General features: G+C 66.8%; 7 protein-coding genes. 6 read left to right on the forward strand and 1 reads right to left on the reverse strand.

Features of this window, described 5'->3' with window-relative positions:
- The first annotated feature begins 10 nt into the window (after window positions 1–10).
- Both OHQ90_RS04800 and OHQ90_RS04805 read left to right on the forward strand, forming a co-directional pair.
- The gene (locus OHQ90_RS04800; protein ID WP_328407705.1) at window positions 11–3,655 is read left to right on the forward strand and encodes a hydantoinase B/oxoprolinase family protein; all 3,645 of its coding nucleotides are present in this window, start codon (window positions 11–13) and stop codon (window positions 3,653–3,655) included.
- Window positions 3,656–3,744: 89 nt separating this feature from the next.
- A complete protein-coding gene (locus tag OHQ90_RS04805) occupies window positions 3,745–4,560 on the forward strand; it encodes a hypothetical protein (RefSeq protein WP_328407707.1) in 816 nt (271 codons plus the stop codon).
- Window positions 4,561–4,569: 9 nt separating this feature from the next.
- Here OHQ90_RS04805 and OHQ90_RS04810 read toward each other — a convergent pair whose 3' ends face one another.
- Entirely contained in the window at window positions 4,570–6,033 is a 1,464-nt protein-coding gene (locus OHQ90_RS04810; RefSeq protein WP_328407708.1) for a CCA tRNA nucleotidyltransferase, read from the reverse strand.
- Window positions 6,034–6,813: 780 nt separating this feature from the next.
- Here OHQ90_RS04810 and OHQ90_RS04815 point away from each other — a divergent pair.
- The 4 genes from OHQ90_RS04815 (at window position 6,814) to sigM (ending at window position 15,389) form a co-directional block, all read left to right on the forward strand.
- Window positions 6,814–7,350 (forward strand): NUDIX hydrolase, encoded by a 537-nt coding sequence (locus OHQ90_RS04815; RefSeq protein ID WP_328407709.1) that lies wholly within the window; start codon window positions 6,814–6,816, stop codon window positions 7,348–7,350.
- The gene (locus OHQ90_RS04820; RefSeq protein WP_328407711.1) at window positions 7,347–9,995 is read left to right on the forward strand and encodes a hypothetical protein; all 2,649 of its coding nucleotides are present in this window, start codon (window positions 7,347–7,349) and stop codon (window positions 9,993–9,995) included. Before OHQ90_RS04815 ends, OHQ90_RS04820 begins: the two co-directional genes overlap by 4 nt.
- A 785-nt stretch (window positions 9,996–10,780) precedes the next feature.
- Window positions 10,781–14,494 (forward strand): murein biosynthesis integral membrane protein MurJ, encoded by a 3,714-nt coding sequence (locus OHQ90_RS04825; protein WP_328407713.1) that lies wholly within the window; start codon window positions 10,781–10,783, stop codon window positions 14,492–14,494.
- A gap of 310 nt (window positions 14,495–14,804) precedes the next feature.
- Complete coding sequence (sigM, locus tag OHQ90_RS04830) at window positions 14,805–15,389, forward strand: RNA polymerase sigma factor SigM (RefSeq protein WP_328407715.1); 585 nt, start codon at window positions 14,805–14,807, stop codon at window positions 15,387–15,389.
- Window positions 15,390–15,422: the final 33 nt, after the last annotated feature.

The following is a 15,422-nucleotide window of genomic DNA, read 5'->3' on the forward strand; positions in this document are numbered from 1 at the left end:
GGAGATCCCGGTGACGGACGCCCCGACCACCGGCCCAGCGGAGCGGGGCTGGCAGTTCTGGGTCGACCGGGGCGGCACCTTCACCGATGTGGTGGCGCGGCGCCCCGACGGCCGCCTCATCACGCGCAAGCTCCTATCGGAGAACCCAGCGCGTTACACCGACTCCGCGGTGGCGGGCATCCGCGAAATTCTCGCGACCGACGCGGGCGGCGAACCTGCGACGGCTCGGATCGAGGCCGTTCGAATGGGTACCACGGTCGCCACCAATGCCCTACTGGAGCGCAAGGGTGAACGAACCGTCCTGGTGATCACCCGAGGCTTCCGTGACGCCCTGCGCATCGCCTACCAGAACCGCCCGCAGATCTTCGCCCGCGAGATCGTGCTGCCCGAGCTGCTGTACGAGCGGGTGATCGAGGTGGAGGAACGGGTCGCGGCCGACGGCACGGTGCTGACGCCGCCGAACACCGCTGCCCTCGCCGTCGAACTGAAGCATGCCTACGACAACGGCATTCCGGCCGTTGCTGTTGCGTGCATGCACAGTCACCTGTATCCCGCGCACGAACAGGCGATCGGCCGGGTCGCGAGCGAGATCGGATTCCCGCAGATCTCCTTGTCCAGCGAGGTGAGCCCGCTGATGAAGCTGGTTCCGCGCGGGGACACCGCCGTGGTGGACGCCTACCTTTCGCCGGTGCTGCGCCGCTACGTCCAGCAAGTCTCCGACCAGCTCACGGGCGTGCGACTGATGTTCATGCAGTCCAACGGAGGACTCACCGAAGCAAGTCGGTTCCGGGGCAAGGACGCCATCCTGTCCGGACCGGCCGGCGGCATCGTCGGGATGGTGCGAATGTCCCAGCTCGCCGGATTCGACCGGGTCATCGGCTTCGACATGGGCGGAACCTCCACCGACGTCTCGCATTTCGCTGGCGAGTACGAACGGGTGTTCACGACGCAGATCGCCGGGGTCCGGTTGCGCGCCCCGATGCTGGACATCCACACCGTCGCGGCGGGCGGCGGCTCGATCCTGCATTTCGACGGCAGCCGCTATCGCGTCGGCCCCGACTCCGCGGGCGCCATGCCAGGACCTGCCTGCTACCGCGGGGGCGGACCGCTGACCGTCACCGACGCCAACGTGATGCTCGGACGTATCCAATCCGCTTACTTCCCACCGGTTTTCGGCCCGGACGGCGACGAGCTGCTAGACGAAGCGCTGGTGCGCACCCGGTTCGCGGAGCTGGCCGCCGAGATCGGCAAGAGCACTGGTGACGACCGCACTCCGGAGCAGGTCGCCGAGGGCTATCTGCAAATCGCCGTCGCCAATATTACGGCCGCCGTGAAGCGCATCTCGGTGCAGAAGGGCCACGATGTCACCCGCTATGCGCTGACCACGTTCGGCGGTGCGGGTGGCCAACTCGCCTGTGCGGTCGCCGATTCCCTGGGCATCCGCACCGTTCTCGTCCCGCCGATGGCCGGTGTGCTCTCGGCCCTCGGCATCGGGCTCGCCGACACGACCTCCATGCGCGAGCAGTCTGTGGAGCTACCGTTGCGGCCCGAGTCGATGTCGCGGGTCACCGATATCGCCGACGCGCTCGAGACCGCCGCCCGCGCCGAACTGCTGGCCGAGGACGTGCCCGAGCAGCGGGTCCGTGGGATCCGCCGCGCCCAGCTGCGCTACGACGGCACCGATACCGCGCTGACCGTGGCGCTCACCGAACCGGCAACGATGGCAGCGGATTTCGAAGCGCGTCACCGTGCCACGTACTCCTTTACGCTCGAACGCCCGATCATTGTCGAAGCCCTCTCCGTCGAAGCGATCGGGCTCACCGAGCCACCCGAGCTGTCAGATCTGGCACACCCCCCGACAAGCGCGACCGGACCGGAGCGCGTCAGCCTGCACACAGGAGGCGCCTGGCAGGACGTATTCCTCTATCGGCGTGCGGAATTGACGCCCGGAGAGAACGTGATCGGGCCCGCCGTGATCACCGAGGCCAACTCCACCACCGTCGTCGACGACGGCTGGCAGGCCACCGTGAACGACATCGGACACCTGATCATGAAGCGCGTGGCCGTAGTTGCGGAGCCGCTGGCGGGCACCGAGGCGGATCCGGTGCTGCTGGAGGTCTTCAACAACCTGTTCATGTCCATCGCCGAACAGATGGGCGCGCGGCTGGAGTCGACCTCCCAATCGGTGAATATCAAAGAACGCCTGGACTTCTCGTGCGCGCTGTTCGACCCCGATGGCAATCTGGTCGCCAACGCTCCGCACATTCCGGTCCATCTCGGCTCGATGGGAACGAGCGTCAAGGAGGTTATTCGGCGCAGGCGGGCCGGAGCGAAGCGAGACGGGGATCAGGACCGGGAGAGCATGCGTCCCGGGGACACCTACGCGGTCAACGATCCTTACCACGGTGGCACCCACCTGCCCGACATCACGGTGATTACCCCCGTCTTCGATGAGGCGGGTGGACAGATCCTCTTCTACGTCGCCTCCCGCGGCCATCACGCGGAGATCGGTGGCATCGCCCCCGGCTCCATGCCTGCGAACAGCCGCCGCATCGAGGAAGAGGGCGTCGTCTTCGACAATTGGCTGCTCGTCGAGAACGGACGGTTCCGTGAGGAGCAGACCCACCGGCTGCTTACCGAGTCGCCGTACCCGTCCCGAAACCCGGCCACCAACCTCGCCGACCTGCGCGCGCAGATCGCGGCGAATGCAAAGGGCGTCGAGGAAGTCGGGAAGATGATCGAGCATTTCGGGCTCGACGTCGTGGAGGCCTACATGCGCCACGTCCAGGACAACGCCGAGGAATCGGTGCGCCGGGTGATCGACGCGCTCGATAACGGCGAGTATGTCTATGAGACCGACCTGGGTGCCACCATTCACGTGCGGGTCACGGTAGATCGGGAAAGCCGCAGCGCCACTGTCGATTTCACCGGTACTTCGGCTCAGCTGCCCGGGAACTTCAACGCACCGTACGCGGTGGCCAATGCGGTGGTCCTGTACGTCTTCCGCACGCTGGTCGACGACGATATTCCGCTCAACGACGGCTGCCTGCGGCCGCTGCGGATCATCGTGCCGCCCGGATCCATGCTCGCTCCCGAACCGCCCGCCGCGGTCGTCGCGGGCAATGTCGAGACCTCACAGGCGATTACCGGCGCACTGTATGCGGCGCTCCGCGTGCAGGCCGAAGGGTCGGGCACGATGAACAACGTCACCTTCGGCAACGACCGCTCCCAGTACTACGAGACCATCGGTTCCGGTTCCGGTGCGGGCAACGGCTTCGACGGCGCGAGCGTGGTCCAGACTCACATGACCAACTCCCGGCTCACCGATCCCGAGGTTCTGGAATCGCGACTCCCGGTGCTGCTGGAGGAGTTTTCGGTGCGCGCGGGCAGCGGGGGATCGGGCCGTTGGCACGGCGGTGACGGCGCCGTGCGCCGCCTGCGGTTCACCGAACCAGTAACCGTCTCCACCTTGTCGAGTCACCGACGGATCCCGCCGTACGGCATGGCAGGCGGCGCGCCAGGGGCGTTGGGTGTCAATCGGGTCGAACGCGCGGACGGTTCGGTGATACAGCTGCACGGCGCCGACTCGGCACAACTGGAACCCGGCGATGTCCTGGTCGTGGAGACACCCGGCGGTGGTGGATACGGGGGCTGAACGCGCTACCGCCCGCCAGGAACGGACCGTGGCGTGGGACACGTGGCGATGGGCGTGTTCCCCCGAGGACAAGTACGCTCGGAGCAATCATGGCCACGTACTTCGATCCGACGTCATGGTCACCGATGCGGGCCGTCGATCTCGGCAAGCGCCTGTTCGACCAGTCCCTGCTCGAGCAGTGGGTCTCCTTCACCACCGCATGGGTGGATCCGGTGGCCGACTTGAGCGCGGGCGCGGTCACGGCGCTGATGCCGGATGTGTTGATGACCGTGCTCAGCGAGGGCATTCTCAGCCGGTTCGGTGGCCAAGGGGTCACCGCGACATTGCTCGGACACGACCTGAACGCCACCCTGCAGGTGCTCAAGGTCCGGCGCCGCGGTGCACACTTCCAGACCAAGACGGTGTTGTCACAGATGCGCTGGGACGATCACCCGATCGAGTCGGTGACCGTCATCGCGCACGGCGTCCGCCTCATTCCCGGCGTGCCGACCAGGGTGCGGACCCAGCAGCTCGACCTCGACGGCACCGTCACCACCGAAGCGCTGGTCGGGTGGCTCAACACGCTGCCGCTCGACTGGGAGTTGCAGGTCGATGCGAGCGGGCTGATCAAGGCCGTACATCGACGCAGGCTGATCACCGCGGTGGTGGACGCCGAGGTGCGCGACAACCTGTTGACGGTCGAGATCCGCCGGGCGAACTGGCTCGGCATTCGGGTGCCGCGCAAGATGCTGACCGCACCCGAGTTACGACTCGCGGGCCTGCCGAACGATGCGCGCATCGTGCACGCGACCCGCGAGGGCGACCTGATCCGGTTCCGGATCGAGCTACCGCAGATAACCGGGTCGTTCGATCTGGCGCAGATTCGCTCGGCCATCGTCACCGGAACCACGCTGATCGTCTTCTGACCAGCCGAGTCAGCCCTGCGTCTGCCACCATTCCAGCAGCGCGGCCTCGGCCTCCTCGCGAGTGAGCGGTCCACGATCCAGCCGCAGCTCTTTCAAGAAACGCCAGGCCTTTCCAACCTCCGGACCCGCGGACAGGCCGAGCAGTTCCATGATGGCGTTGCCATCCAGATCGGGCCGCACCCGATCCAGATCCTCCTGTTCCTGCAGCTTGGCGATCCGCGCTTCCAGCTCGTCGTAGGTGGCGCGCAATGCTGCGGCCCTGCGCTTGTTGCGGGTGGTGCAGTCGGCACGGACCAATTTGTGCAGCCGCGGCAGCAGATCGCCCGCGTCGGTGACATACCGGCGCACCGCCGAATCGGTCCACTGCCCCTTGCCGTAACCATGGAAACGCAAGTGCAGGAACACCAGCCGGGCCACGTCCTCGGTGAACTGCTTGGGGTACTTCAGCGCCCGCATCCGCTTGCGCACCATCTTCGCGCCGACCACCTCATGGTGGTGGAAGCTGACGCCACCGCCCGGCTCGTTGCGCTTGGTGTCCGGCTTACCGATGTCGTGCAGCAGCGCGGCCCAGCGCAGCACCAGATCGGGATCGCCCGCTTCCTGATCGATGGCCTGTTCCAGCACGGTGAGCGAATGCCAGTACACATCCTTGTGCTGGTGATGCTCGTCGATCTCCAGTTTCATCTCCGGCACCTCCGGCAGCACCCGCTGGGCCAACCCGGTCTCGCACATGATGTTGATGCCATCGATCGGGTGCGCCGCGCCGATCAGTTTGTCGAGCTCGGTACGCACCCGCTCCGCGGTGATCCGATCGATCTCGGCGACCATCGCGGTGATCGCGGTCCGGACCCTCGGATGCAGCTCGAAGCCGAGCTGCGCGACGAAACGGGCTGCGCGCAACATGCGCAGCGGGTCGTCGTGGAACGAATCTTCCGGTGCCGCAGGGGTATCCAGCATTCCTTCGAGCAGCGCGTCCATCCCGCCGAGCGGATCGACGAACTCCATCGCACCGTCCGCACCGATCCGCACCGCCATCGCGTTGACCGTGAAGTCCCGGCGCACCAGGTCGCCCGCGAGCGAGTCACCGAAAGTCACCTCGGGATTGCGGGAGACCCGATCGTAGGAGTCGCTGCGGAAAGTAGTGATCTCCAGCTGCTGATCGGCCTTGGACGCGCTCACCGTCCCGAAGGCAAGCCCCCCGGTGTCCCACAGATTATCGGCCCAGCCACGCAGCATCTCCTGCACCTGCTCCGGCCGCGCATCGGTGGTGAAATCCAGATCCGTCCCCAACCGTCCGAGCACCGCATCCCGCACACTGCCCCCGACCAGGTACAGCTCGAATCCGCGCGCCGCGAACAATTCACCGAGTGGCGTCAGCACATCGGACAACCTGCCGAGCGTGACCGCGGCCGCAGCCAGCAATCGGGTACGTCGATCCTGCGCTGCTACATCCTCAGACTGGGGCGAAACCACGAATCAGCAGCTTACCGAGCCCCACCAACCGATATTCCAGCGCAACCCACGCAGCACCCCCGGGATATATAAGGCCTCCCGCATAGCCGACCCCGGATCCCGCCCACGCCGCCAGTTCAGGTCGAACGTCTGCCACCCGCCGCGAAGAGCGCCTTCCGGCGAGTCCACCGCCATCTCCCGCCGACACGCACGGCAACCCGGCTGGAGACGTCACCGCATTCAGCTAGATCACGAGCAGCACCACCGTTCACCCACCCAGCAGCGAGTCCTCCAGGGAAGAGTCAAGGCCACTGCACACAAGCCGACGTGTATCCAACAAGGTCGCGACCATCCCTACCGACGCCCCCACTCGGCACGATGGCACCCTCCCCGTGCCGCGAGACCCAACACCCAGACCTCGCAGCCCGTTCCACCCGCACAGCCGCTGAAGCGCATCCACCACAGCCGCAAGCTCAACTATCAACACATCTACTCGGCACGATGAAACCTTTCGAGCGAAGCCAGACCCAACGCTCAGACCTCGCAGCCCGTCCCACCTCCACAACAACCGAAGCACAACCACCAAAGTCGCAAGCTCAACTACCAACGCCCCCACTCGGCACGATGACACCTTCCGAGCGAAGCGAGACCGAGCACTAGAGTTCGCGGCCCGTCTCGCTTCCGAGCGGCCGAAGCGCATGCGCCGCAGGCGCGAGTCTCGGCCGCTCGGAAGCGAGACCAAGGGGGCCGCGAACACGCAGCGCCGCAGGCGCTGCAAAGACAACACAGTAGGATTGCTGGGTGTCTCCGGCCGATCGTGCGAACAGTCGACGCCGCCAGCCTCGGCGCCGCGGTTCGGCCGCCAACGCGGCGAAACCTCGCATGCGTACGGTCCGGGAAACCTCGGCGGGCGGGCTGGTCGTCGATGGGTTGGATGGTCCGCGGGAAAAACGGAGCGCGGCACTGATCGGGCGCACCGATCGCCGCGGCAGGCTGCTGTGGTCGCTGCCCAAGGGACATATCGAAGAGGGCGAGACCTCTGAGCAGACGGCGATCCGTGAGGTGGCCGAGGAGACCGGAATCAACGGAATAGTGGTCGCCGAACTGGGCAGCATCGATTATTGGTTCGTCACGGAGGGTCGTCGGGTACACAAGACCGTGCATCATTATCTGCTGCGTTCGGTCGGTGGCGAACTTTCCGACGCCGATGTGGAGGTCACCCAGGTGGCGTGGGTTCCGTTGAGCGAGTTGGATTCTCGATTGGCGTACGCCGACGAACGGCGTCTTGCCGAGGTGGCGAATCGGATGATCGACCGGATGGAGACCGGCAAGCGATGACGCGTGGACTGTTCCGGATCATCGTGGCGGTCCTGACCATTCTCAGTTCGGCGACGGTGATGCCGATGTTGCTCGCACAGCATGCGGCGGCACAACCTACCGGGTCGAGCGGTTCGTCGGCACCGAAATTCTTGAAGCTGTCACTGGATTCGGTGACTCCGACCGCGGTGACTACGGTCAGCGATCCACTGCTGACGGTGTCGGGCACCATCACCAATATCGGTGACCGGGTTGTCGACAATGTCATCGTCCGCATTCAGCGCGCCGCCGCGGTGACCTCGCCGAACGTGTTGCGCTCCACGCTGCGCCTCGATCAGGTCAACTACGACGTGACCGGCCCGTTCGAGGATGTGGCCGAGCGGTTGAGCCCGGGGCAGCGCAAGCAATTCACGTTGAGTATCGCGCTGCGTCCCGGCGGTCGTGATTCGACATCATCGCTGGATATCACCGCGCCCGGTGTGTATCCGTTGTTGCTGAATGTGAACGGTGAACCGGCCTACGGCAGTCAGGCCCGGCTCGACGACGCCCGTTTCTTGCTGCCGGTGCTCGGTGTCCCGCCGACGACGGATGCCGAATCGGGCAGCGCTGGGGCACAGGCGGTGGCTGCCGCGACGGATGCGCCGGTGGCGACGACGCTGCTGTGGCCACTGGCCGACCGCCCCCGGCTGGTCGCGGGTGTCCCTGGTTCGGTCAACGGGAGGGTGGAGCTGACCGATGACGAGTTGGCCGCCTCGCTCGGTAAGGGCGGTCGCCTCGATCAGTTGCTCGGTGCACTGGAGTCGGCGGTAGGCACGAATATCGGCCGTGATCGGTCCCTGGCGGGCGCGGTGTGCGTCGCGGTCGATCCGGATCTGCTCGTCACCGCGCAGGCGATGACCCATGGTTATCGCGTGCTGGCGAGTCCATCCGATCCGGACGGCGCGACCAGGCCGGGCACCGGCGCGGACCAGGCCCAGACCTGGCTGGACCGGTTGCGTGCGCTTGCCGCGTCGGTGTGCACGGTGGCTTTGCCCTTCGCCCAGGTCGATGTCACGGCGTTGGCGGCGGTGAACGATCCTGATCTATCGGCTCGCGCGCTGGACGCACCTGCTGACATCGTCGACTCGATCCTGGCCACCCGATCGGTGCGCGGCGTGAGCCTGCCCGATTCCGGCAGTATCGACACGAGCGCCGCGATGTTGTTGCGCAGCCACGGTTTCGCAACCGCGGTGCTGGCGGATACCGCCGCTGTCACCGTCGGTTCCGCGGGCTCGAATGATTCCTCGCCCACGACCAGTGACGCGGGGCGCACCACCAGCGATCAGCCGACTTCGACGCTGAGCTCGGCAGGCCAGACGATTCCGGATTCCGCGGCGCCGGACATCGTCCGCGTGCCCGAGGTCACTGCGGCATTGCCCGGGGCGAACAACGCCGAGGTCACCGTGCCGGAGCCCGCGCCGGCCGCTGCCGCGCCACCCGCCAACGGCGCGAACCCGAACAACCCGGCCCTGCCGGCAGGCCCGGCGTCGGATCCGGTGCTGCACGCCGCGACGTTCGATATCTGGTCCGCGACGGCGCTCGCCGCGGTCGGCTCCAATCCGCCGACACCGTCGTTCACGCCCGCGAAGGTCCGCTATGACGTCACCAACGACTCGCGGATGGCTCGGCTGCAGGACGCGCTCGGCGCCGTCTCCTGGACCGCGCTGAACTCGCAGCCGAATCGGCCGCGTTCATTGCTGCTGGTCCCGCCGCAGCAGTGGGGTGCCAGCCGCGACGAGGCGACCGCGCTGCTACGCCAAGTGGAACTGTTGATGCGCAATAACCTCGCCACACCGCGCGCCTTCCACGAGCTGCTCGCCGAACCGCCCGACGGTCAGCCCTATGAGCTGGACTACCTGCCCCAAGCCGCGCATGACGCAGTACCCGACCGCCTCGTGCTGCCCACCCGCGACCAAGGGAAGCGGATCAGTGAGCTGATGCGCTCGCTGGTCGAGTTGCCGGAGGCCGAGCCGACCCCGCGCCAATTCCTGACCCCGCTGCGCGACGACCTGCTGCGGGTGCTGACCCTGTCCGATCGACGCACCGGCGATGCCACGCAGCCGGACACCTTCGCGCACCGACGGCTCGATCAGACCACGCGGGCGCTGGACAACCTGTACCGATCGGTCACCGTGCTGCCACCGGGCGGCGTCTACACCCTTGCCTCCGAGCAGAGCCCATTGTTGCTGGTTGCCCGTAACGAACTGCCGGTCGCCATCCGCGTCAAGTTCCGGATCGAGGCGCCCGCGGAGACGAAAATCACCGATATCGGTGAACAGGTGTTGCCGCCGACCGGGACTCGTTCGTTTCAGATCCCGACCGAGGTCAGTGACAGCCGCAACCTGGTGATTCCGATCTTCCTTACCACGCCTGACGGAATCCCGCTCGGCAATCCCACCTCGGTTTCGGTGCGCTCGAACGCCTACGGTCAGGCGTTGGCAATAATTACGGCGTGTGCCGGAATACTGCTGTTTCTGTTGGCCGGGCGTCGGTTGTGGCGTCGGTTCCGCGGACAGCCGGATCCGGCGGACGAGGGTTTCGATCCGCCAACCCGGCGCCGGGTAAACCGGTATCGGCGTGCGCGGCAACGAGTACTACGGCAACAGGAGCAACAGGAGGCACCGTGAGGGACCCGAATGAAGGGCCCTCACCTGCATCGATTGGCTGTCCCGCAGTGCACGATGGCACAGTGGTGGACAATCACGTTGCGCCTTCGGCGCGGCCGATCGGCCGCGGGCGGTCGGGTAGAACTGGGGAGTCATGGTGAGCGGAACAGTCGAAATGCTGCTCACCGAACCGCCGAGATGCAGCTGTTCCGGCGGGTACAGGAGGCATGATGAGCGACGATGACTTATCCGCTCATCGGTATCGATCTGGCGATAGGTACGACGGGCCACCGGCCCGCCGCGCTCCCGCAGCGCCGTGGGAACGGCGATTGCAGCAATCCCATGAGGATCCGGAGATGAATTCCGGCGATCCTTACCGTGACCCGGGCAGGCCGATGCCTCAGGTCAGTCATCCGGCCGGCCCGCCGCCGGGCCAGCGGATGGTGCCACCTCCGTCACCGCCTTCCGCCCCTATTCCGCGACTGCCCGGACCGCCACCGCCCTCCGGCCCGATACCGCGACAGCCGAGCCCGCCGCAGCGCCCTGTGCCACGCCCGCATCCGGGTCAGCGCCAGTATCCGGTGCCGCCGGGTAACGCGGTGCCACCCGCGGGGCCGAGTCAGGCCCGCCCGGTGCCGCCGAACCAGGGACGTCCCGGACCGGCCCAGCCCAACCGGGTGCCACCAGAACGTTTCGCGCCGCCACCGCCACCGGCACGGCCGCAGCCGTACCCACCGCAACAGCGGCAACATCCGCCTGCGCCGCCCCAGCGCATCCCGGGGGACAACCGCCCGACCACTCGCGAGATGGCGGCCCAGAGCAACCACGCGACGGATGCCCAGGAACCGAAGCAGAGCGCGAACTCACGCCTGCTGCGCGATTCCGGATCGATCGCGTTCGCCACGCTGGTCAGTCGCATCACCGGGTTCGGCAAGCAGTTGCTGCTGCTCACCGTGCTCGGCCCGGCCATCGCCAGCTCGTTCACCTCCGCGAGCCTGATCCCGAACATGATCACCGAGCTGGTGCTCGGCGCAGTGCTCACGGCCATGGTGGTACCGACGCTGGTCCGTGCCGAACAGGAGGACGCCGACGGCGGCACCGCCTTCGTCCGGCGACTGGTGACCGCCGCGTTCACGGTGCTCGCCGCGGCCGCGCTGCTCGCTACCGCGGCCGCACCGATCCTGGCGACCCATGTCTTCGTGTCCTCCGACGGCAAGGTCAACACCGCGCTGACGACGGCGCTGACCTTCCTGCTGCTGCCCGCGATCCTGTTCTACGGCATGTCGGCGCTGTTCACCGCGATTCTGAACACCCGCCAGGTATTCAAACCCGGTGCGTGGGCGCCGGTGCTGAACAACCTCGTGGTGCTCGTTGCCCTAGGTCTGTACGCGCTGACGCCGGGGGAAATCACCCTGAACCCGGTGCGGATGAGCGATCCGAAACTGCTCGTGCTCGGGTGCGGCGTCACGCTCGGCGTGATCACCCAGGCCGTGAGTCTGTTGCCCGCGATCCGCAGAGAAGGCATCGACCTGCGGCCACTGTGGGGCATCGATGCCAGGCTCAGGCAGTTCGGCTCCATGGGCGGCGCGATCATCCTGTACGTCCTCATCAGCCAGGTCGGCCTGATTTTCGCCAACAACATCTCCTCGCACGCCGACGAGGCGGGTCCGGCGATCTACTCGCAGGCCTGGCTGCTGCTGCAGCTGCCCTACGGCATTCTCGGCGTCACGCTGCTCACCGCGATCATGCCGCGCTTGAGCCGCAACGCCGCCGCGAACGACACACCGGCTGTTGTGGACGACCTCTCGGTCGCCACCAGGCTGACGATGATCGCCCTGATCCCGGTGGTCACCTTTCTCACGCTGGCCGGCCCACAGGTGGGCGAGGGGCTTTTCGGCTACGCGCGCTTCGCCGAGGATGCCTCCCGCCTCGGCCACGCGGTGAGCTGGTCGGCCTTCGCACTGATTCCGTATTCGCTGGTGTTGATTCACCTGCGCGTGTTCTATGCCAGAGAGCAGGCCTGGACGCCGACCTGGATCATCCTCGGCATCACCGGCGTAAAGATCCTGTTCTCGGCGCTGGCGCCGGTGGTAGCGAGCAGTAGCGACGAGGTCGTCATCGTGCTCGGTGTCGCCACCGGCCTCGGTTTCACCGCGGGCGCGGTGATCGGCGGCTATCTGCTGCACCGCAGCCTCGGCGATCTGCGTATGGCCAATGTCAGCCGGACGGTGACCCGCGTGGTGCTGGCTTCGGTCGCGGGCGGCGCGGTCATGCTGATCGTGGACAAGGTGCTCGGCCTGGATCGGTTGTCGGGCGGTATCGGCTCGCTAATCCGCGTCGCGGTGTCGGCGATCGTGATGTTCGCGGTGGCGTTCGGGTTGATGCGCCTGGCCGGAATTCCGGAAATTGTCGGAATCACCGTGGCGATCTCGCGGCGGCTCGGCCTCACGCCGCCTGCCCCCGACCTCGATCTGGACAGCCCGGTCGAGGACATCTACGCCACGCAGGTGTTCCGCAGGCCTGATCCGTATGCCTACCCACAATTCGACCCGTACATGGATGCCCAGACCATGGTGCTACCCGTGATCAGAGGCGATGCTGTTGACCTCACCGGCAAGGGTGAGTTCCCGTACCCTGTTCGGCAGAGAAGCACAAGTGGCGAATTCGCCGGAACCTCGACATATCAGGGCGAAGGAGGACCGAGGGTGAGCGACGACGCGGCAGTGGGCGGCGGCGTCCCGGCCGCCGATTCTTCTGCGGCCACGGCAGGCGGGCTCTCCACAGACGTCCCGCCGAACGCCGGGGATGCGTCGGATCCCGCATACGCGAACCAGGAGGCCGAAACCGGTCCTCCTGATCGCGATTCGGGACCGGCACCGGGCGAAGGCAAGTTCCACGCACCGGAACGTGATCCGATGTACGACACCGGCATGATTCCGATCCCGCCTCAATTGCCGCCCATGGGCGGCGATCCGAGCGGTCGTCGAACGCCGCGCGGCCCCAAGCTGATTCCCGGCGCCTCGGTCGCCGGCGGACGCTACCGGTTGCTGGCCGGCCACGGCGGTTCCCGCGGGCTCAAGTTCTGGCAGGCCCTCGACATCAAGCTCGACCGCGAGGTCGCGCTGACGTTCGTCGACGCCGATCAGAAGGCGAGCGAGAATTCCGGTCATGACGGCCCGCAGGCGATTCTGTCGCGCACGCTGCGGCTCGGCCGGATCAACTCACCTGGTCTAGCGCGGGTCCTCGACGTGGTGCGCGGCAGCTCCGGCGGCATCGTGGTGGCCGAGTGGACACCGGGCCGGTCACTGCGTGAAATGGCCGAGACCGTACCGTCGCCGATCGGCGCGGCCCGAGCGGTCCGTGCTCTGGCCTCGGCCGCCGAACTCGCCCATCGGGGCGGCGGCTCGCTATCGATCGATCATCCGGATCGGATTCGGATCAGCGCATCCGGCGACGCGGTGCTCGCATTCCCGGGCACGCTGGGCGATTCCGACGCGCAATCGGACGTGCGCGGTCTCGGCGCCATGCTCTATGCGCTGATCACGGCACGCTGGCCGATCCGTTCCGGCGGTGTCACCGGCACCGCCGCGACGATCGGTGGACTACGGTTGGCCGATTTCGGCCCCGACGGTACTCCGATCGAGCCGAGGCAGATCCGGCCCGAGGTGCCGTTCGAGATCTCGGCGGTCGCGGTGCGCTCGCTGGAATCGAACAAGGGTGTCCGCACTGCCGCGACCGTGCAGCACGTGCTCGAACAGGCGTCGGTGGTCGATCAGAAGACCGACTTCATTCCGGTGCTCCGGCTCGGTCAGCGCCCGCCGAGCGGTGTCGAGGAATCGCTGGCCGATCCCGAGCTGCTCGCCGCGGAACGGGAGCGTTCGCAGCGGATGATGTGGATCATGGTCGGGCTCGGCATCCTGGCCGCGCTCGTCGTCGGCATCGTGATCTGGTGGATGGTCAGCGTCTTCGCGCCGGGCGCGTCCGAAGCGCCGCTCAACGAGCAACGCAATATCGGTCTGACCACGAACAGTTCACCCGCGCCCGCACCCACGCCGGGGTCGAATCCGACCCCGGCGGGCGGCGTTCCCCTTGCGGTCACCCGGGTGTCGGTGTTCTCTCCGGAAGGCACGCCCGACGGCGTCAGCGGTGCGGCGGCGGTGCTCGATCACGATCCCGCCACCCTCTGGCGGACCGATCAGTACTTCCAGCAGTTCCCGGCCCTCAAGAAGGGGATCGGGCTGATGGCCACGCTACCGAGCCCGGCGAAGCTGACGAATGTGTCGATCACTTCGCCGAGCTCGGGCACCGCGGTCGAAATCCGCACGTCACCGACCGCGTCGCCGACGCTCGACCAGACCCAGCTGATCGGCTCCGCGCGATTATCCGACGGCGACACCGAGATTCCGGTGCGCACCGACCAATCCGCTCGCTATGTGCTCGTCTGGATCACCGGACTCGGCAACTCCGGTGCCCAGTTCCAGACCTCGATCGCCGAGATTCGTTTCGACGCCGCGCCCTAACTGCCCTTCGCCGCTCGCCGCACGTGTCCGCACCGTGCCGCCGCTGAGTGGTGTTCCGGCCTTGCGCCGCAGGCTTTCTCGCCGCCGTCGCGTCCCGATCAGTCTGGTTGCTGCCGAATCGTGGCTGACGATATGATTCATTCCGCGCTCTCAGCAGGGGAGCTTCCCGGGTTCTGGTGCTTCGATCCTGGATGCTGCGAAATCTTCGGTTAACGGTCGCCCGTGTCCGTTTGCCACCGTGAGCGCTGTCCGAGGGGTTGGCTTTTTGTCCGAACTGAACGACGAGTCCCGTGGGGGGAGATCGCAACCGGTGGCATCTCGCGAACGTTCGTTCATACCCGACGAACTGACCGACATCGAACTGCTTCATGCCCATGTCCGTGGCCAGCGGCATGCCTTCGCCGAACTGCTGCGCAGGCACAACGACCACCTCTGGCAGACCGCGTTGCGCACGTCCTACACGCGCGAAGACGCGGCCGACTGCCTCCAGGACGCATTGCTCTCGGCCCACCGCACCGCTGCGTCGTTCCGTGCAGAGGCAGAGGTGCGCAGCTGGCTGCATGCGATCGTGGTCAACGCCTGCCTGGACCGGATCCGGCGCAACAAGACCCGGCGCGCGATCTCGCTGTCGCCGGAGAACATGCCGGAACCGCGTGATGAGCGCGACAATATGGCCGAACTGGAGATGTCGCTCGTCATCGACCGCGCCCTGTTCTCGCTCCCGCCTGACCAGCGCACGGCCCTCGTCGCGATCGACCTGGAGGGGTATAGCGTGGCGGAAGCGTCCGCGATGCTCGGGGTTCCGGAGGGCACGATCAAGAGCCGGTGTGCCCGCGCCCGGCAGCGACTACAAGAACGCTTGGAATTTCTCCGGGATCCGGGGAACCGGAAGTAGCCGAGATGCGTCATTAATAGTGACGAACCGCTA

It is taken from the genome of Nocardia sp. NBC_00403, assembly GCF_036046055.1.
In the GTDB taxonomy this organism is placed as follows: Bacteria; Actinomycetota; Actinomycetes; order Mycobacteriales; family Mycobacteriaceae; genus Nocardia.